The organism is Hymenobacter sp. GOD-10R (genome assembly GCF_035609205.1).
GTDB lineage: Bacteria > Bacteroidota > Bacteroidia > Cytophagales > Hymenobacteraceae > Hymenobacter.
This window is the reverse complement of record NZ_CP141184.1, coordinates 3,085,142-3,104,499: the sequence shown is the minus strand read 5'-3', so window position 1 is coordinate 3,104,499 and position 19,358 is coordinate 3,085,142. Positions and strand designations below refer to the sequence as shown.

Genomic DNA, 19,358 nt, shown 5'->3' with positions numbered 1-19,358 from the left:
CATGCAATACCTACCTCCATAGTCATGAAAAAAATTCTGTTAGCCGTCGCGCTTTCCCTGTCCACTACCCTCTCCTTTGCCCAGCACAAGCCCACCACCAAACCTAGCATCCGTCTGATTCGCAACGCCACCCTGGTGGTGGAATATGCTGGCCAAAAAATCCTGGTGGACCCCATGCTCTCTACGAAGGGCACGATTGAGTCGTGGGGCGGCGTCGAGCGCAACCCCACGGTGGAGCTGAGGATGCCGGTAGCGGAGATTATCCAGAACCTAGACTTAGTTGTGGTCACGCACACCCACGCCGACCACTTCGATGAGGCTGCCAGCAAGGCGCTGGACAAGTCAATTGAGCTGATTAACCAGCCGGCCGACCAGGAGTTCTTTCAAAAACAAGGCTTCACTCACGCCCAGACCTTAGTCGACGGGCGGGAGTGGCACGGCATTCAAATTCACCGCCTCGAAGCTGAGCACGGTAGCGGCGAAGTGCTGAAGATGATGGGCAAGACCTCGGGCTTCGTGTTGCAGGCAAAAAACCAGCCCACAGTCTACATCGTCGGTGACGCCATCTGGACGGATAAGATTAAGCAGAATATTGCTCAGTACAAGCCGGATTACATCATCGTCAACTCGGGTGGGGCGCGGATTGCCGGGTTCGAAAACACGCCCATTATCATGGACGAGGAGCAAACGATGGCCTTACTGGCGGCCAGTGGGAAAGCCAAAGTCATTGCGGTGCATATGGATGCGCTGGACCATTGCCGCACGTCGCGGGCTTCGCTACGCAAAAAGGCGGATGCCCAGCACATCAGCCCTAAAAAGCTGCTCATTCCGCAGGACGGTGAAACGGTTGGGCTGTAAGCGGGCTAGCTAGTCGCTCCTTTCGACAACGGTTATTAAACAGGCCGGCAGCAACAAGGTAATTTCTTGTTGCTGCCGGCCTGTTTAATAACATTACCCTCTCTCCGTACCGGTTTGAATGCACTGGCAGTGGCACCTAGTTGCGGCTCCTGAATCGTTAAAAAGCAGTGGCACTTACCGTTTTACCATCAACCGTTTGCTAGTCTGAACCACTTATTTTTGAGGCATACCAACGGTGGCCTTGGACCAAGGTATGGCAAAGCTAGGCCGGCATAATTTTCAGCGCGTAGGCAATATCGTTGGGCTTTTGGGCAGGTAGCACCACAGTCAGCCCATCTTTAGTGTGCTCAAACTTGAGTTTGCCTGGCACACCCAAAAGCTCTATTTGCTTGACCTTGCTAGCGTAGTGCGGTCCGCCCGCCGCCAGCGACTTGAGCAGCAGACGACCATTGGTGGGCCAGCCTAGCGCAGTGGCATAGATGATTTTACCCTTGGTGACGTAGCGGATGTCCTCAGCTCCAAAAGGCTTGCCTTTGCCTTCGTTGAAACCCTGGGCGCTGAGGGCAGCGGCGCCTTCCTGGGCCGGACCTTCGCCGAAGATTTTCCAGGGGCGGGTGCCGTAGATACTCTCGCCGTTCACCTGCATCCAGGCGGCGATGCCCTCCACGATGGCGCGCTCCTGGTCGTCGATGCTGCCGTTGCCGCGCACGGGCACGCTCAGCAGCAAGTTGCCGTTTTTGCTCACCACATCGACGAGGGTATGGATGACGGTTTTGGCGCTTTTGTAGCCGTGGTTATTGTAGATGCGCCGGTCGTAGTGCCACTGCCCGATGCAGGTGCAGGTTTGCCAGGGCAGGGGCTCAATCTGGTTGCTTTGGCCGCGTTCGATGTCCCAGACTAGGCACTTGCGCTGCTCCAGAGTCAGGATTTTACCCAGGATAACGGCCTCGTTGCGCCCGCCGTGGCGCTGGGCGCTGGTGTTGTACATGTGCGCCGCGATGCGCAAACCGGCGTCGTTCACGGGCCACAGCGGCAGGGCTGTATCGTCGAAATACACGACGTCGGGCTCGTACTTATCCAGCAGCTCGACGGTGCGGTTATAGAACTTGTCGCAATACTCCTTGCTAGGTGGCGTCACACCGTTGCCCCAGTCCCATTGCCGGTGGATCATGCTGTTGTCTTGGCTGTTTTCGCTCAAGGGGTGGTTTTGGGCGTAGAGGGCCTGTGGGTCGTAGCCCTGCCACCAGGTGCCCTGGCCGGCAGCGGCGGTGATTTTGCCGTCGTAGGGTACGCCGGCTAAGGGTCCGGCTTTGTCGGCGCGCTGGGCCGTTTCCAACCAGCTCCAGGTGTGGGCAGCGTGCACGCTCACCCCGAAGCGCAATCCTTGCTTTTTGGCCGCTTTGGCCCAGCCGCCCACCAAGTCTTTCTTAGGCCCCAGGCGGGTGGAGTTCCAGGGCTGATGGCTGCTGTTGTAAAGGTCGAAGTTGTCGTGATGGTTGGCTAGGCACACGAAGTACTTGGCGCCGGCTTTTTTGTAGAGAGCTAGCAGCTCATCGGGGTTCCACTGCTCGGCCTTCCACTCATTTATCACGTCTTTGAAGCCGAATTTGGAGGGGTGGCCGTACTTCTCGACATGGTACTTGTACTGGTCCGAGCCCTCTTGGTACATACCGCGGGCGTACCAGTCGCCGCGCTCAGGCTGGCACTGCGGCCCCCAGTGCGCCCACAGGCCAAACTTAGCGTCGCGGTACCACTCAGGTGTTTGATACTGGGCCAGCGAATCCCAGGTGGGCTGAAAGGGGCTTGCTGCCGGGGCTAGCGGGCTCCAGTTGAGGCCCGCTACTACGCTAGGCAGCCAAGCTGCCGGTGCTGCCAGCGCCAGATTCTTAAGCAAGGTTCTTCTATTCATCATCAAGGTAAAAGGAATGAGAGCAAGGAGCGGTGCCCGGCAACTGCTCGCCTAGCTTGGGGTGGGTGAGCAGCTGCCGGGCCTCCTTCTAGTAGCCAGGGTTTTGCGTCAGGTTTTTGTTTAGGTCGCGCTCCGACTGCGGAATGGGCCACAACTCATTTTTGCCGACCACAAAGTTTCTTCTCTTGTAGAGGTAGTACCCCTCCGCGTCTACCGGATAGTCTTTGTAAGTGGCGGGCGTATTGGTAAGCTTCATGCCCGTGAACTGCCGGTTGTTTTCGGCACCTAGGATGCCCCAGCGCAAGCAATCGAAATAGCGTAGCCCTTCGAAGGCAAATTCCACGCGCCGCTCCCGACGAATGATGGTTCTGAGCGCTGCGGGGTCAGTTGTCGTGACGGCGGGCATGCGCACGGCCTGCCGGCCCCGTACTTGGTTGATGGTCGCATTGAGCAGGGCCTGATCGATGCTACTCCCCGACTCTAGCTTAGCTTCTAGGTAACCTAGCAACACTTCAGCGTACCGAATCAAAGGAAAGTTGTTGCCGTCGTTTGTGGTGGTAGCCACGGCGGGGTCATCTTCCAAAAACTTGTAGATGGCGTAGCCACTCCACACGCCGGGGTATTGGTTGAGTCGGTCGGGCAAGGTGGTACCGGGTACGGCGGAATACGTGCGGCCCCGGAACGTGGTGCGGCCGGAAATCATCACGGTAAAGTCGAGCCGCGGGTCACGATTATTATAGGGGTTGTTCCGGTCGTAGAGCGGAGATTGGGTAATGGGCAAGCCGTCGGTACACTCATATTCCTTTACCAACTCATTGAAGGGAGAATACTGGTGCCAGCCGCCCCACGTTTCGGGCGTCAGGTACTGGAGCAGGGCGTGGTTGTAGGTGTCCTTGAGGTACTGCTGCGACATAATTACCTCGCGGCTTAGCTCTCCCGCGTTCAGGAACAATTCCCGGTAGCGTGGGTCGATGCTGTAAGCTCCAAAATCGATGATCTTCTTGTAGCTGGTTGCCGCATCGGCCCATTTCTTCTCCGCCAGCTGCAAACGTCCCAGAATAGCGAGGGCGCTGGCCGCCGTCATGTGGCCTTGCTGAGCATCCGGCACTGATGGGGGTAATACCGCGGCGGCCTCTTTCAGCTCCGATTCACAAAACGCCCACACTTCGACTTTCGGCGTACGCGTTACGCTGTTCGCTTCGTCGACGGTGAGCAGGCGCTGAATGAGCGGCACGTCGCCGAAGTACAGGGCTAGGTTGAAGTAGTTGTACGCCCGAAGGGTTCGTACTTCATTGATCATAATGTTTTTCTGCGTGGCATCCATCGACACTTTGTCGATGTTGCCGAGGAAGTTGTTGCAGCGCGTGATTTGCCGGTACGCCTGGGTGTAGTAAGCGCCCACAAAACTATAGGCCGAGTTTAGGCTGCCGTCGGTAAACTGGTCGGGAATTAACTCCTTCTCCGAGCCGTTGCCGGCCATCAAATCTAGGTTTACCATGGAAGTGGCGGCCCAGAAGTTATAGCCAGTAAAACCGGCACCCGTGTCGTATACCCCGTTCAGAGCGAGGGTAGCATCATTGGCCGTGCGCCAAAAGGTGGCGTCGGAAATAGCCGTGAGCGGTTGCTTGTCGAGCAACTCCTTTTCGCAGCTAGTCGCCACACCTAGCAACAGGCCAAGTGCCAGAACCAGCCGGACTTTTGTAGTAGAAAGATTATATGCATGCATGGTAGTAATCAGTTAAGAAGTGCCGTGAACGGTAGTGGTTACAGCTTGATGTTCAGGCCCAAGGTGTAGATGGCCGTGAGCGGGTAAAAGCTCGGGTTGTCACCCGTGCCCTGGCTGTTTTCGGGGTCCCAGCCCTCGTAAAAACTGTTCAGGCTAAACAGATTCTGCCCGCCCGCAAACACCCGCACTTTGCTGATGTGCAGTTTTTCCAGCGGACCCGCCGGCAGCGTGTAGCCGATTTGCAGGTTCTTGAAGCGCAGGTACGTGCCCGAGCGGTTCCAGAACGAGTTGGTTTGCACGTTGGCGCTGCCCTGGCTCAGGCTCGTGATTTGCGGGTATTTGGCGTTGCGGTTGGGGTTCTCGGGGGTCCAGGCATTATCAGCCTGCCACTTCTGAATGTTGCCGCCGTTGTAATAGGCATAAGCCTGATACGACGACATTTGCACGGTATAATCACCTAGGCCTTGGAACAACATGGCCAGATCAAAGCCCTTGAAGCTAGCATTGATGTTCAGACCGAAGGACGTTTTCGGGTTGCGAGTACCGATGATGGTGCGGTCGTAGGTAGCATCCACTTTACCGTCGGGCACACCGTCGGGGCCGCTCAAATCCTTGAACCGGATAACGCCCGGTCGACCAGCAATGGGCTGGGTGGGGTAGCTCGCTACATCGGCCGCGTCGGTGAATAGGCCGTCGGCCACGTAGCCATAGATGGCGTTGAGCGGTTGGCCCACGAAGAAGGTCGGAATTACCGATTTCAGGTCGCCAGCAATCTTGGTGACTTGCTGCTGGTTGTAAGAAAAATTGGGCGACACGGCCATCCGGAAGCCCCCGGCCGTAACGTTGTAGGTCAGGCTAGCTTCGAAGCCCCGGTTCCGAATCGAGCCGGCATTCACGATAGGCGCATCAAGCCCTAGCGTTCCCGATACGGGCACCTGGTAGAGAATATCCTTGGCCGTGCGCTCATACACGTCGAAGGAGCCGCTCAGCCTACCTTTCCACAGGCTGTAATCCAGCCCGATGTCGCTCGACGTAGTAGTTTCCCACTGGATATCGGCGTTGGCCGCCGAAGTAACTGCCGCACCCGGCGCAATCACGCCGCCGAAATTGTATCGGGGATTGGTGTTGTAGGTGTATTGATACGGGTAGTTGGCAATGTTGGCATTACCTAGGGTACCGTACGAACCCCGGATTTTTAGCTCATCCAACCAGCTAGTCTGGTCTTTCAAAAAAGGCTCTTCCGACACGCGCCAGCCCGCCGAAACGGCCGGAAACAAGCCATACCTATTGCTAGGTGCAAACCGCGACGAGCCGTCATAGCGCGCATTAAATTCGAGCAGGTAACGCTCGTTGAAGTTGTAGTTGAGGCGGCCGAAGTACGACCGGAATGCGTATTCATTGGCCGAGCCGCTGTTTTGCTGGTTGGTGGAGGCACCCGCACTCAGCTGGTACAGCAGGTTATTAGGAAACCGGTCGCGCGAGGCCGAAAACGAGTTGTCGCGGTGGTCTTCTTGCTGATAACCTAGCAGCAGCTTGAAGTTGTGGTTCTGAATGGATTTTTCATAGGTAGCTAGGCCAATCAGCGTTACTTCCTGCCCGTCGGTTGTACCGTTGTACAGGTTGTTAGGGCCCACGTAGGTGTTGCGGTCCAGGTAAATATCGGGCCGGTAGGTAGTGGTCGTGCTAGTGTAGTAGTGGTAGCCCGCCGTGCCGCTAAAGCTCAGCCCCTTGAGAGGCTCCCAGGTAAGCGCCGTGTTGCCGTAGAAGTTCTTAGCCCGGAAATTATCGAAGCCCTCGGCGTCGAGCCACGCCTCAGGGGCGAAGAAGTCTTGGTGACCGTAAGTGCCATCCGATTTGCGGCCCGCATAGGTATTGGGTTCGCGCACGGCAAACCCGATGATGCCATCGATACCGGCTGAGTTAGACACAGGCTGGTTGCGAACTTGCGAAAAGCCCAGCAAGCTGGTTTTGAGGCTTAGGTTCTCCCGTAGTCGGCTGTCGATGTTGGCTTGGAAATCGTAGCGCTTGTTATCGGTTTCGGCCGTGATGCCCTTCTGGCCGCGGTAGCTGGCCGAAAACAGGTAGGTAGTTTTGTTTTCGCCGCCCGAAAAGCTGAGGTTGTGGTACTGCTGAAACCCCGAGCCCGAGTTGAGCAAGTCGCGCAAGTGGTACACGTTGGGGTAATTATCGGGGTCGTTGCCAGCTTCGTAGTTGGCGATGGTTTGCGCCGAAGCACCGGTAAGTCGGGCATAGGTGGCCGAGTTTACGAACTGAGGCAGCTGCGTCACCTTTTCCCAACCCACGTAGTTGTTGTAGCCAACCTCTATTTTACCGGGCTTGCCACGCTTAGTCGTAATCAGGATAACGCCGTTGGCGGCCCGATTGCCGTAAATGGCGGCCGAGGCCGCGTCCTTGAGTACGGTTATGGTACCAATATTATCAGGTGCTACATCGTCGATGGAGCCCGCAATACCGTCGATCAGCACAAGCGGTGCACTGCCTGAATTAAAGGTTCCGATGCCCCGCACGGTGATGTTGGCTCCGTTGCTACCAGGCCGGCCGCTCGGCTGCTGCACCTGCACACCGGGGGCTAGGCCAGCCAGCGCCTGCGAAGCCTGCGTAATGGGCCGGTTGTCGAGGTCTTCCGACGAAACAGTAGCCACCGCACCCGTTAAGTTCACCTTTTTCTGGGTACCGTAGCCCACCACCACAACTTCATCTAGGGCCTTGGTGTTTTCAGCCAGCACCACGTTCAAAAAAGGTCCCGTTACGGCAATCTCCTGCGCCAAGAAGCCAATGGAGCTAAAAATCAGGGTACTACCCGTTGGGACAGTTAGTGAGAAACTGCCGTTTGCATCCGTTGAGGTTCCCTGGGTGGTACCCTTCACCACCACTGTTACGCCCGATAAGGGCTGGCCATTGGCCTGGGTTACTTTGCCCGTTACGGGCTGATCTGCCTGACTATTTTGCCCTGCCGGTTCAACCGTCCCTAGGCTGGTAGCAGATTGTGCGGGACTTTGCTTGTCCTTTCTGGTAGCAGGGGTTATCAGATAAGCGCCATCAGCTGATTTCCGGTAGCGAAGACCCGATGGATTCAAAACGGCCTCCAGGTTTTGCTCAAGTGAGCGAGTGAGTTTGATGGTGCTTTGCGGCACCGCCAGGTTTTCCACGGCCGGATCCGAAAAGAGAATATCCACTTTGTAGTGCTGCCGCAAACTATTCAGCGCCTCCCTGACACTTATTCTGGTGGATTTGGCGGCACCTTTGGGCTCGTTTTGCCCGTGCGGCTGGTACGCTAGGCCCTGCGCCAAGCTTTGTGGTTGTCGGCTGCCCAGCAGCAGCAGTAGCAGGCCGCCGGAGCCTAATCGGTAGAACGTTTTATTCATAAAACGGGGGAATTTGGTGGTGTAGCGAGAGTAGTAGGCAAGCTTCTTCCAAGAGAAATAGCTGGAATAAAGCAGGGGTGCCGAGGCACTTAGTGAGAGCAGAGGAGGTAGTAGCTCTTGAAAAAAGGGCAAAAACCATTGGGCAATATTTTTCCACGACGCTGGGTTTGCAGCGCCGGAGGCAACTTGTGGTTTGGCTGTGGTATAGGCTAGGCGACCAATTGGCGGCGCAGTTGTCTTCTCCGGTGAGTGCCTTCTCGGGCTTGCGTTTTTAGGTGGGAGTTAATTTCTGTTGATCAACATCACCTGATTGTCTTGCCGTAGTACACTGATATTGAGCACTTCGGAAAGAGCTTGTAATAACTCATTTGCATTCTTGGCCTTGAAGGAGCCCGATACTGTCACTTTCGATACATCTATCCCCTTCAGGCTGACCACTAAATCATAATTATCCTCAAGTATCTCCTTTATCTCCGCCAAAGAGGTCTGGTCGAAAACAAAGCGGCTATCCTGCCAGGCCGAGTAATTTTCAGGATGTGGCACCCGCTTCACCCTCAGGACCTTCTGCTTCTCATTCACCGAAACAAAATCGCCCGGCGCCATGGTCAGTGACGTCATTGCTTGGTCTGGTTTTTCGCGGTATCGCACTTTTACCTTGCCTTTTTGCAGCACTACTTTGGCCGAGCCTCGGCGGGCAGAAAGGTTGAACTCCGTTCCTAGAACCTCCACTTGAAAGGTGGGGTCGGTTGAAACCACGAACGTTTTATCATCGGGCGTATGCACCACCGAAAACCGGGCTTCTCCCTTCAGGTGCACCTGGCGGCTGGTTTTCCCAAAGCCAAAACGCGGCACCTGCAACAGCGAGTTGGCATTAAGTACAACCTTGCTACCATCCGCCAGCAGGATAGTGCTAGTTTCCGCGCTGCCAGTGCGGTAGCTTTTCTGCAAAATCGGCTCACGCAACAACCACGAGCCGAGTATGCTGGCAAACAAGACCGACGCGGCAATCAGCCAGCGCTGCCAGGCGCCAGACTGCGACGGATTTTGTCCTACCCCTAGCGTCTCCTGATAATCGGCCGGAGCCAGTACCATCTCATTGAACTTAGCAATAGCTGTTTCGGTGTCTGCCTTGAACTGGGGATGCGCTGTTTCCCACTCATGCAGACAGGCGTAGAAGAATTCTGCTTGCTCCGGCCCCTCCTTCACCCAGTTCTCGATCATCTGCTTTTGCAATACCGTCGCTTGGCCAGCGAAGTAGGCAAATAACAGCTCTCTGGTTACCAGGGACGAAGATGACATGCAGCTAGCGTATAAGAGGCCCTAGGTGGGCTATAGTAGGTAGACAACTAAGTCCCGAAAAACCCTTACGTCAGCAGAAAAAAGCTAGGTTATTTTTCAAAAAGCCTTTCCGACGAGCCCAGAGCCAGTATTTTTCCGGGAATAAGCCCCGCTGAAGCGTGTGGGAATCAGAAAAATTATTGCCAGTTGACGATGCGGTTCACCCGAGCGCGCAGTAGCATCCTGTAACAGATGAATGGTGTTGTGGCTAAATTCTACCTAGGAGGGCAGAATACTCTCCGCACTCCTATAGGGTTAGCTACTTGAAGGCCGCAGTTGGACCATATCCTCGAGCGGACGTAGGCACAACCTCGTACAGTTGACCATCCTAGCATCACAATACTGCCCGCGGTGATTTTTCCCTTCTCGTTGGGTCATTCAACCCTGGAGAAGCAACACGGCCATTAATACCCAGTATTTGATTAGTGCCTTTTTTACTAATTGGCTAGCTTTCCTGATTTGCGCCTCTACGGTTCTGGCGGAAAGCTGAAGTTCCTCGGCAATTTGTGTGTACTTCTTCTCGTCGAAGCGGTGCATCAGGTAGATATTGCGGCATTTGGCCGGCAAAGACTGAATAACTGCCTCGACCTCCCGGCACAATTCCTCATATTCCAGAATGGAGTCTGGCTGCTGACTGGTGGCTTCTAAGTTTCTCTCGTATACCGGGTCAAGTTCCACGGCCCGATTCGCTTCCAGCCGCAGGTAATTATACGCTCTGTTACGAACACTCTGGTAAAGAAAAGCCCGGTACGAAGTGACGATATCCTTATAGGTGCCCTTCCCATAAAACTGGCAGAGTATGTCGGAAACCAGATCCTCCGCAATAGACTTGGAGTACACAAAGCGAATGGCATGGCTGCACAAAGCCTGGTAATAGTGCCGATAAAGCAACTCGCAACCCGCCCTAGGGTCCGACTCGAACGCGAGTCGAATTAGCATCTCACTGTCGACAGGAGTAGTTGGCGCTTCGTTAGGTTGGGTAGGCAATACAGTTGAATCAGACACTAAATCATAGCTATCTGTGTCAGTAGTAATTCCCAAATTCCAAACCTTCTTCATCCTGCTCCAATCTAGCAAAATATAGTAATAGTCCTGACAAAGCGTAGAAAAAAGAGTTGAGGGGTAAGTACTTACAATATAGCTTTACTATAACTCATACTGATTATTATCCTTGTGCAGCCAACTTCGCGTTTGACCAGTTTGTCTGCGCTGGGCTGCCGCTAGCTGTGAGCCGTAGTGGCAAGCTCGTCACCGACCTCGATCAATACCTAGGACCTCTGGAGCACATGGTTAACTAAGCGAAGACGATATACCCCAGGCCGGAAGGATTTGTGCAGTTGTTGTGACTTCTGGGCTCGCGCCAGTACAGCGCTGCGTGCCGCGTTTAAAGCGCTGCTGAGCCACTTGCACCCGGTAAGTGCATACAAGGCCTTGATTGACCAACGCTGCTTCGTAATGCCTGAGTCGTCGGATACGAGCTGGTTTCTAGTCAACTGGCTGCCGCGGGCCGTACTCAGTAGCTTGCATGCCCTGGACCGGATGCGCACGCTACCCAGCAAGATGCTATGCAGCATTTCCCCGTGGTGTACCAGCGTTTCGAGCAGGAGGCTTCTGCTATTGCTTAACTCATGCTCCAGTCGTAACGACGAACACTACTTGATGCGTTTGGAGAAGATCTTGCAGTTTATTTATGGCAGCCTGTCATACATTAAGTCCTACTGGGCTCACGCTAGGGCTAACGGGATATCGTATTACACTCCTAAAAGATGAAGTTGAACAGGCTAGCCGGGAACACTCGGCGTATTGTAAAGACGGCCTGCTGTCCACCTCCAAAACTGTTTGGTGGACTCCGCTGACCCACGAGGAGACAGTTACTTCTCTGCAAGAGTACGTCGTGCTGTATACTAGTACGGTCTTGCAGTTGGAGTATAGTTTTTGGTCGATTACAGCTTTGCACGCAGCCAGAACACTGGACCAACAAAGCCCACGATATTATGGTAGATACAGAAGCGCTTGAGCGCAAGATTCAGCAGTTGCTAGACTAGCCGAAAGTATGATGCGTCAGAGGTGGGTTATGCCGCCGCAACCGCAGTATACGCGATGGGAACAAAAAACCCACTGTAAATATTTAATTTACAGTGGGTTTAAATACCTAAGAGCCCCCGGCCGGGATCGAACCAGCGACCTACTGATTACAAGTCAGTTGCTCTACCAGCTGAGCTACGGAGGCGAATTGGTGGTGCAAAACTAGCCAAGGAATTTTATTTCGCAATCCTTAAAAGACATTTTTTCTGCAATTGAACGGCATCCTTGAGCCTTAATGCTGATTTTTAAAATGTTAGGGCAATAAAAAAACAGGCACCTAGTTGAGCTAGGTGCCTGTTTTCTGTGGATGATCGACCAACCTTAGCTGCGAACCACCTTTAGTTGCTTTTTCAATCCTTCGATACGTGTCTTCGCTTCGTCAATCCGGCCTTGGTACTCAGCGCGGAGCTGATCAGCATTTTTCGACCGAGCAAAGAAGTCAAGGTTAGTTTGCAGGGTAGAAATGTCATTCTCTAGCTCGTTGATCTCACGACGCAATCCTTGCTCCTTTTTATACAGCTGCTGCTGCGAATCGGGGCTAGCTTTCAGGCGCTCTACTTGTAGCTGGAATAGCAAGTCGTTGCGCTCGGCGTAGGGCAGACCAGGAACAGCATCCAAGTACTTACCCATCAGAGTCTGGAATTTGTCCTCTGCTCGTTCAGCAGCACCACGGGGCGCGGCAGCGGCACTCTCGAAGGCACGCCAGTCAGCTACGTGCTGACGGAAGCCTTCCAACGTACCGGGGTTATCGGTATTAAGCACAGAAATCGCATCCGACAGACGGTCGAGGTGAGCAGCTTGCTCCGTCGAAACTTGCTGCGCTTGCTGCTCCCGCTGCTTGGCCTCTTGGTTCTTCCGATCGAAGAAGGAATCGCAGGCTGTACGGAAGCGGTTCCATACTTTATCAGATTGCTTTTCGGGTACTCGACCAATCAGCTTCCACTCCTTTTGCAGGCGAATAACAATTTCACGGCCTTCTTCCCAGTTTGGATTTTGCAGCGCCGCTTCGGCTTGCTCACACAACTCTAGCTTGCGCTTTAAGTTGGCGTTCTTCTCCTCATCTAGCGCTTTGAAGAACTGATTTTTGTGCTGGAAGAAGCCTTTGTAAGCCGACCAGAACTGTTTGTTCATCTGCTCAGCTTTGTCGCGAGGTACTAAGCCAGCTGCATCCCACTCCTCTTTGAGTTTTTGCAACTCATCGGTTTTGGAACGCCATTCATTTACGCGCTCCGTGTGGAAGTCGGCGAAAGGCTTAATCTGCTCCAGCAAAGCTGACTTACGAGCTAGGTTAGCGTTTTCCTGCGCCGAGCGCACATCTACAAACTCTTTCTTGCGGTTGTGTACCTTCTCCGACGCCTGTAAGAAGCGGTTCCAGATAGGCTCTCGCTGCTCATTGGGCACGGGGCCAACGTGTTTCCACTCCTCGTGCAGCTGCCGTAGCTCCTGCAACGCTTTGTTGATGCTATTTTGCTGACTCAACGCCTCTGCACGCTGGATTAGCGCCTCTTTGGCTTCGAGGTTGCGGCGGCGGTCTAGCTCCTTCATTTCGAAGAACAGACCACGGTTGTTGTAATAGATATCGAGCAAGGCGTGGTAGCTATTCCACAGCTCCTGTGCTTCTTTCTGCGGTACGGGTCCCGTTACTTTCCAATCGTTCTGCAACGCCTTTATGCGCGCCGAACTATCCTTGGTCTCCGACGACTCTACCAGCAGCCGAAGCTGCGAAAGCAAGTGCTGCTTGTGGGCTAGGTTACGAGCACGCTGCTCGTCCTCTGCCTTTGCGTCGCGGGCACGGCTTTCCCGGAAGTCTTGCAGGGCTTTCGTTACTTCCTGGTAGCCTTTCGGGTTCTGGAAAGTAGATCCTTCAGCGTCGTCGCCTTCGGTCGTGGAGCGCTGCCGAGCGGCATTGCGCTCATTGCCGACAGCTTGCTCATATTGCCGATTTAGGTCAAAAATCTGCTTACGGTTCTGGCGAGCATCAGGGCGACGGAGCAGGCCAAGGAGGTAATCGCCTTGGGCATCTAGGTCTAGCTTGGCAAAGTCAGGAGCAGCCGTCTCGGGGACATAATCATCCTCCTCTTCGGGGGTTCCTGTTGCGTGTTGCAACTCCGCAGCCGCCTCGGCAGCGCCCTCATTGTCGGAGGTTGGCAAGGCAGCTAGGTCGACCGGCGCGTTTTCGATGTCTTCGGCTGACGCTAATGCGTAGGCCGGCAATGTGGTAGTGGCTGGTGCGTCAGGAGCGGTAGCTGGCGTATCCTCACCCGCGACGCCCGTGAGGGCTTCTGGCTCAGGCGTTGCAGCTGGTTGCGCCTCTGTCACCGCGTTTGCGTCGGCTGTCAGGGCTTCGGGCTCCGGTGTAATGGGAGTACCTTCTTCAACGTGGGCACTTACTACCCCAGGGTTTTGCGCTCCATAGTGGTCTTCGGCGCGGGCCAGGGGCTCGGAAGGCGCAGGCGCGCTGATAGCGGCCGGCTCCTCGCCTACAACAGCATTGGAAGGCTCCGCATGTACTTCAGCAGTACCAGCATCGGCTGGCTGACCAACGGGAGCCGGGGCACCTTGGGCAGGGCGTTCCGTGATATCTTCGGGAGCGGTAGCAGGAGCCGCAGCCGTTGTTTCGGCCGGTACATTGGCTGGCGTAGGCTCCTGATCGGGCGGTGCTGGTGCAGCGGCCGCCGGGTCTTGCTTGGAGTTGATCTCAGCAAGGCGACGCTCCAGAATGCTCATCGGCGACTCCGAGGCGGGATCGGAGTGATTGGGTGCAGTGTTTTCGTTTTCAGGTACCATGATTCAGCAGAATGGCCCGCAAGGTAAGCAGCGGACAGTGGAAAGCGGGGCGACAAATTTGATTAGTTCAGGCGTGGGTCCACGGGGTAGTTGGACAAAACACGGTAGCGGCCGCCTTTTTCGCGTAGGATGGATTGCCAGAAGGCATCATTATCCAAAGTAAATACTTTCCCCGCAGCATTGGGGTGCACAATCCAAACATTTTCCCCTACCTCGTCAGTGAGCTGCCCGGCTGTCCAGCCCGAATAACCTACGTACAAGCGCACATCATCGGCGGCTAGCTCGCCGCTGAGCAGCAAGCCCAGCAGCACTTGGAAGTCGCCGCCCCAATATACATCTTGTCCAATGGCCACGGCATCAGTGATATCGGCACGTCGGTGCAAATAGTGTAGGGTGTCGGGCTGCACGGGTCCGCCGAGGCCTAGGGGCAGATGAGCGGCGGGCGAAGCATCCCCGTAGGGCAACTCCAGTACGTCGCCAAGCTGGAGGTTCGTCTGACGATTGAGCACTAGGCCGAAGGAACCTTCTTCTTCGGAATGCTGGCACAACAAGATGACAGTGCGCTCAAAATTGGGGTCGCCCAGAAAGGGCTGTGATATAAGGAGGCTGCCTGATTTCATTGGGCAATTCTTAGTTTATCAATTAACAAACACCGATGATCCACGCGAATCACGAGCACTTGCTCGAGCTATAAAGCAGGCTGACAGCGTCGACCTAGGGAAGTACCTAGCTGCTCGGCACGCCTGGTGTTTACGCAGCTTCTTTCTAAGTGTCTTACGTCGGTTGCGTAGTTGCAGGTTCCCGACACGCGTACATTATGCTACCTTGCGCCCGCTCTACAACCGTCGCCGTTGCGTAATTATTGCTCTGCCAGCGAGTGGGAATGGCACAACAAGTTGCTCCTCCAAACTACGCGGCGGGCTATTGGTTACCTGCTCAACACGATTTGCTTCATGACCAACGACCAACAATTAGCTGATTTGCGCAAAACATACGCGCAGCGGACGCTCACCGAAAGCGAAGTGGCGCCGAATGCCGTTCAACAGTTTCGTACCTGGCTCGACGAGGCCCTAGCAGCCCACCTCGACGAACCTACGGCCATGACCCTAGCCACGGTTGGGGCTGATGGCCAACCTTCTACCCGCGTAGTACTCCTCAAAGGCTTACCCGAGGACGCTGGTTTCCTATTTTACACCAACTATAATAGCCGCAAAGGCCAGGAGCTAGCCCATGATGCGCTGGCTGCACTCAACTTCTTCTGGCCAGGCCTGGAGCGGCAGGTGCGAGTGGAAGGAAAAGTGGAAAAAGCGCCTGCTACTACGTCCGACGCATATTTTCAAAGCCGCCCGCGCGGCAGTCAGTTGGGGGCTTGGGCTTCGCCGCAGAGCCAGGTAATTGGCAGCCGCGAGGAGCTAGAAACGCGTGAAAAAGAAGTAGAAGCTCAATTTTCCGGACAAGACCTACTGCCGCGTCCGCCGCACTGGGGCGGCTACATTCTGCGCCCTACACGCATCGAGTTTTGGCAAGGCCGCCCGAGCCGCCTGCACGACCGAATTTTATACGAGAAAGATGGGGAAGGCTGGCGTCGTAGCCGCCTAGCACCGTGAGGAAAGCGTTGGAATTTAAGTGTTATGTATTGAATTGGTGGACGATCAATCAACAGCATCTAACATTTAACCATCAACATTCAGCACTCAACATTTAAAATTCAACACTCAACACTTCTAAGTGGCTGAAATTCGACCTGTGCGCGGCTGGCGCTATAACCCTGAGCTGAGCGCTTCTATTGACGCGTACGTTTCCCCGCTGTTTGACGTGGTATCACCAAAGCAGCGGGCGGCGCTTTATGGCAACCCCCTGAACAGCATTCACGTCTCGGTGCCACAGGGGGAAGACCCGGCCGGTGCCGCGTTGCGGCGCCTCACGGAGTGGCAGAAAGCCGGCGTGCTGCTGCAAGATCCGCTGCCGGGCTTGTACGTGTATTACCAGTATTTTCGGTTGCCTGGTAGCACGCGGGCATACTGTCGCAAAGGCTTTATGTGTCATATCCGCGCCTATGCCTGGGACGAGCAGGTAGTGCTACGCCACGAAAATACGCTGCCCGTCTCGGTCAACGACCGCGCGGAGCTGCTGGCCCGCACGCAGATGCAAAGCAGCGCCACCCACGGCCTGTACCGCGATGATACCTTTGAGCTAGAGCGCTATATGGACGAGGCTGCGCAAGATCCCCTCTATCAGACGGAGGAAGATTACCAAGGCGCCCGCGACGTATTAGCCGTTATCCAAGACAGTAAGGTGATCCGCAGATTTCAAGAATTACTCGCCGAAAAGCAGGTAATTCTGGCCGACGGGCACCACCGTTACGAAGCATCGTTGGCATACCGACAAGCTAGGCAAGCAGCTGATTCAAAAGCTACTGGCCACGAGCCATGGAATTATCACTTGATGTACCTGACTAATGCTGCCGCCGACGATCTGCGCATTCTGCCGACGCACCGCTTGTTGTTGGAGCTGCCCGGCCACCTCACCGATGAAGCTTTCTTGAAGCGTCTTGGTGAGTTCTTCCTGGTGCAGGGGCAAGACGATGCGTATGCCTTGCCCGAGGTTATTGCGGGAAAACGCTGGTCCTTTGGCTTGTACCTAGGTGGGCAAGCCTACAAAATACGCCTGCGGCCCGAGGTACACGCCCAACTCAGCTGGGAAACCACGGTTCAGGTCAAAGAGCTAGATCTTACCGTGCTCCACTACTTTGTGCTGGAACGGGTGCTAGGCATCGTTGGTCCAGAAGCACAACGCAACTGGCCTGGTGTAGCTTACGTGCGTAGCTTTTCAGAGTGCCTGGCGCAAGTAGACCGCGGAGAGGCGCGCGCGGCATTCATTACCAACGAAGTGACCATGGACGAGGTGGAGCTAGTATGCCACTCCGGTGCCGTAATGCCCCCCAAGTCCACGTTCTTTTATCCGAAAACTATCGTTGGCTTCCTGTTCACGAGTATTCGCGACGAGGAAGCCGACAATCCTTTCCTGCAATGCGTTTAGTTCTGGCCTCCAACTCCCCACGCCGCCGGCAGCTCCTCTCCGACCTAGGTCTGCACTACGAAATTCGTTTGCAGGAAGTCGACGAAAGCTTTCCGGCCCACTTGGTACGTGCCGAAGTGGCCGAGTACCTAGCAGCCCACAAAGCTGCCGCTTACCGCGCCACGCTGGCGCCCGACGAGGTGGTACTCACCGCCGACACCATCGTGTGCCTGGATGATGATGTGCTGAATAAACCCGCCGACGAGGCCGAAGCCATTCAGATGCTCACGCGCCTGCAAGGCCGCGCCCACGACGTGTACACGGGCGTGTGCTTGCTCACCGGCGCAGGTCAGCGCGTGGTATTTTCCGACCAAACCCGGGTTTACTTCCGCGCCCTCTCTCCTGCCGAAATCGAGTTTTACGTGCGGCAGTACAAGCCTTTCGACAAAGCCGGCGCTTACGGTGCCCAAGACTGGATTGGCATGGTGGCCGTCACGCGGCTGGAAGGCTCGTACTTCAATGTGATGGGGTTGCCGGTGCACAAAGTGTGGGAAGAACTGACCAAGCTAGGGTTCACCGCTAGCTAGCGGTGGCGCGAGGCGTGTAGCTTTCTCGCTTAGCAGAGTTCGGCAACACAAAACAAGCTAAGTTGCAATACCATTGCTAGTTGCACGAGTTTTCGCTGAGCTATTGGCTCTATACCCCCGCACGATGAGAACCTCCCTGCTGTTGCTCTTGCTGTTGTTGTGGCGCCTAGTAGCGCCCGCCTGCACCATTGTTTCCGGGACGGATCGGCGCGGGCAAACATGGGCTATGAACAACGAGGACTTCTTTCACACCGCCTCCAACTACGTAAACGTCTTTCCAGCCACGGACAAGAATTCCCTGGGCTACATCACGTTTACCTACGGGTCGCCCGAGAGCGGTATCCAAGGCGGCGCGAATGAGGCTGGGGTCTTCTTTGACATCAATGCTTTACCGCCTCAGAAGGACAAGCTACGCCACGGCCGCCAGCCTTTTCCGCACGGGTCCATGCTGGTGTATTTACTGCAACACTGCCAATCAGTACCGCAGTTTCTAGCCTTGTGGGACACGTACTATATGCCCGATATGGGTGATGTTCAGCTGCATATCGCCGACCGCCAGGGCAACCTAGCTGTCATTGCCCCTGACACCATTGTGCGGGCCACGCAGCAGCTCACCTCTACCAACTTCAACGTGTGTGAGACGGGGCCCGCCAAGCAAACATGTTGGCGCTACCCCATTGCGCAGCGCTTGCTAGCTACCCAGGGCGTCAGTCAGCAGAGCCTCGTGCAGATTGCGCAGGAAACTTCTGAGCGGGAGTTTACCACCACCGTCTACACGAACATCCATAACCTAACCACCGGCGACATCTGGTTTTACCTAGCCGAAGACTACCGTACGGCCTGGCACACCAACATTCACACCTTGCTGCAGCAAGGAAAAAAGAACATCTTGCTAGCCAGTCAGTTTCCGCAGAATGCTAGCCTCACGCTAACGAAGCTGCTGCACAACCAGCCCCGTACGGATCTAGTCGAACAGTTTCTGCGCACCAGTCGGCTGAGCGACCAAGAGAAGGAATCGGTGCTGCGGCTGACGTTTCTGAATTGCTTCTATATCGAGAAGGACTTTGCACAAGCAAGCGTGCTGTTTCCCATTTGGGAGCGGTACATGGGGGTCAATCCTCGGCTCGATAGCACGGAAGTTCAGTTCACTAAGGCGGAGGTTTTGGCGACGCAGGGACGCTACCAAGCGGCCGTTCAAACACTACAAACGGTGAAGAAACCTAGCTGGAAAACAGCTGCCCTTCTTCGTAATTTATTGAAGCAAGAGCCGGACAACGTAAGTCTCGCGTTGGCCGGATTTCTGCAAGCCAAGGCTGTTGCCGTGGAATTTAAGGGGGAATACAACTTCTTGCGCTTCCTCCAGAAAACGCCGAAGGGTTGGCTCCTACGCATGAAGACCGACAGACCAGAGCTGAAATACTGCTACTATGTCGACGGCAAACGGGTACTCAGCCAGAGCCAGCCGGTACTGCCGCACCAAGAAACGGTAAAAGGTGATTTTGCCCCGTTTAACTTGCTGAAATTGTAGTAGATAGGTTTTCGGGTACTCAATATGATAGTGAGCTGATTTAGCAATCAGCCAAAACCAACTCAGAACGTTATGCTGAGCTTGCCGAAGCATCTCTACCGCTATGATAAATGCTTACTCTGGCGGTAGAGATGCT

Annotated in this window: 12 protein-coding genes and 1 tRNA gene; 5 read left to right on the top strand and 8 right to left on the bottom strand. The window is 55.1% G+C overall.

The window, feature by feature from the left end:
* Window positions 1-24 precede the first annotated feature (24 nt).
* Complete coding sequence (locus SD425_RS12500) at window positions 25-858, top strand: MBL fold metallo-hydrolase (protein WP_324679037.1); 834 nt, start codon at window positions 25-27, stop codon at window positions 856-858.
* A gap of 262 nt (window positions 859-1,120) precedes the next feature.
* On the opposite strand, the gene SD425_RS12495 is transcribed toward SD425_RS12500, so the two are convergent.
* From SD425_RS12495 to SD425_RS12460, 8 genes are all read right to left on the bottom strand, one after another.
* Window positions 1,121-2,770 carry an alpha-L-fucosidase gene (locus tag SD425_RS12495; RefSeq protein WP_324679035.1) on the bottom strand — a complete coding sequence of 550 codons (1,650 nt, stop codon included), beginning with the start codon at window positions 2,768-2,770 and terminating at the stop codon, window positions 1,121-1,123.
* Window positions 2,771-2,855: 85 nt separating this feature from the next.
* Window positions 2,856-4,493 carry a RagB/SusD family nutrient uptake outer membrane protein gene (locus tag SD425_RS12490; RefSeq protein WP_324679033.1) on the bottom strand — a complete coding sequence of 546 codons (1,638 nt, stop codon included), beginning with the start codon at window positions 4,491-4,493 and terminating at the stop codon, window positions 2,856-2,858.
* Between the two features lie 38 nt (window positions 4,494-4,531).
* Window positions 4,532-7,879, bottom strand: a complete 3,348-nt coding sequence (locus tag SD425_RS12485) for a SusC/RagA family TonB-linked outer membrane protein (protein ID WP_324679031.1) — start codon at window positions 7,877-7,879, stop codon at window positions 4,532-4,534.
* A 282-nt stretch (window positions 7,880-8,161) separates the two neighbouring features.
* The gene (locus tag SD425_RS12480; protein ID WP_324679029.1) at window positions 8,162-9,100 is read right to left on the bottom strand and encodes a FecR family protein; all 939 of its coding nucleotides are present in this window, start codon (window positions 9,098-9,100) and stop codon (window positions 8,162-8,164) included.
* A 495-nt stretch (window positions 9,101-9,595) separates the two neighbouring features.
* Window positions 9,596-10,222 (bottom strand): sigma-70 family RNA polymerase sigma factor, encoded by a 627-nt coding sequence (locus SD425_RS12475; protein WP_324679027.1) that lies wholly within the window; start codon window positions 10,220-10,222, stop codon window positions 9,596-9,598.
* 1,152 nt (window positions 10,223-11,374) lie between these two features.
* Window positions 11,375-11,447 (bottom strand) — tRNA-Thr (locus SD425_RS12470).
* 176 nt (window positions 11,448-11,623) lie between these two features.
* A complete protein-coding gene (locus SD425_RS12465) occupies window positions 11,624-14,089 on the bottom strand; it encodes a DUF349 domain-containing protein (RefSeq protein WP_324679025.1) in 2,466 nt (821 codons plus the stop codon).
* Between the two features lie 62 nt (window positions 14,090-14,151).
* Window positions 14,152-14,709, bottom strand: coding sequence for a YqgE/AlgH family protein (locus SD425_RS12460; RefSeq protein WP_324679023.1), 558 nt, complete (start codon window positions 14,707-14,709; stop codon window positions 14,152-14,154).
* Window positions 14,710-15,042: 333 nt separating this feature from the next.
* Between SD425_RS12460 and pdxH the strand changes: the two genes are divergently transcribed.
* The 4 genes from pdxH (at window position 15,043) to SD425_RS12440 (ending at window position 19,222) form a co-directional block, all read left to right on the top strand.
* On the top strand, window positions 15,043-15,696 hold the full coding sequence (pdxH, locus tag SD425_RS12455; RefSeq protein ID WP_324679539.1) for a pyridoxamine 5'-phosphate oxidase: 654 nt from the start codon (window positions 15,043-15,045) through the stop codon (window positions 15,694-15,696).
* Between the two features lie 121 nt (window positions 15,697-15,817).
* A complete protein-coding gene (locus SD425_RS12450; RefSeq protein WP_324679021.1) occupies window positions 15,818-17,128 on the top strand; it encodes a DUF1015 domain-containing protein in 1,311 nt (436 codons plus the stop codon).
* A complete protein-coding gene (locus tag SD425_RS12445) occupies window positions 17,119-17,694 on the top strand; it encodes a Maf family nucleotide pyrophosphatase (RefSeq protein WP_324679019.1) in 576 nt (191 codons plus the stop codon). Before SD425_RS12450 ends, SD425_RS12445 begins: the two co-directional genes overlap by 10 nt.
* Before the next feature lie 124 nt (window positions 17,695-17,818).
* On the top strand, window positions 17,819-19,222 hold the full coding sequence (locus tag SD425_RS12440; RefSeq protein ID WP_324679017.1) for a carcinine hydrolase/isopenicillin-N N-acyltransferase family protein: 1,404 nt from the start codon (window positions 17,819-17,821) through the stop codon (window positions 19,220-19,222).
* Window positions 19,223-19,358 lie beyond the last annotated feature (136 nt).

Coding starts and splice junctions, on each gene's coding strand:
- SD425_RS12445 (WP_324679019.1), top strand. CDS start 17,119: ATGCGTTTAGTTCTGGCCTCCAACTCCCCACGCCGCCGGCAGCTCCTC.
- SD425_RS12440 (WP_324679017.1), top strand. CDS start 17,819: ATGAGAACCTCCCTGCTGTTGCTCTTGCTGTTGTTGTGGCGCCTAGTA.
- pdxH (WP_324679539.1), top strand. CDS start 15,043: ATGACCAACGACCAACAATTAGCTGATTTGCGCAAAACATACGCGCAG.
- SD425_RS12495 (WP_324679035.1), bottom strand. CDS start 2,770: ATGATGAATAGAAGAACCTTGCTTAAGAATCTGGCGCTGGCAGCACCG.
- SD425_RS12460 (WP_324679023.1), bottom strand. CDS start 14,709: ATGAAATCAGGCAGCCTCCTTATATCACAGCCCTTTCTGGGCGACCCC.
- SD425_RS12490 (WP_324679033.1), bottom strand. CDS start 4,493: ATGCATGCATATAATCTTTCTACTACAAAAGTCCGGCTGGTTCTGGCA.
- SD425_RS12480 (WP_324679029.1), bottom strand. CDS start 9,100: ATGATCGAGAACTGGGTGAAGGAGGGGCCGGAGCAAGCAGAATTCTTC.
- SD425_RS12500 (WP_324679037.1), top strand. CDS start 25: ATGAAAAAAATTCTGTTAGCCGTCGCGCTTTCCCTGTCCACTACCCTC.
- SD425_RS12465 (WP_324679025.1), bottom strand. CDS start 14,089: ATGGTACCTGAAAACGAAAACACTGCACCCAATCACTCCGATCCCGCC.
- SD425_RS12485 (WP_324679031.1), bottom strand. CDS start 7,879: ATGAATAAAACGTTCTACCGATTAGGCTCCGGCGGCCTGCTACTGCTG.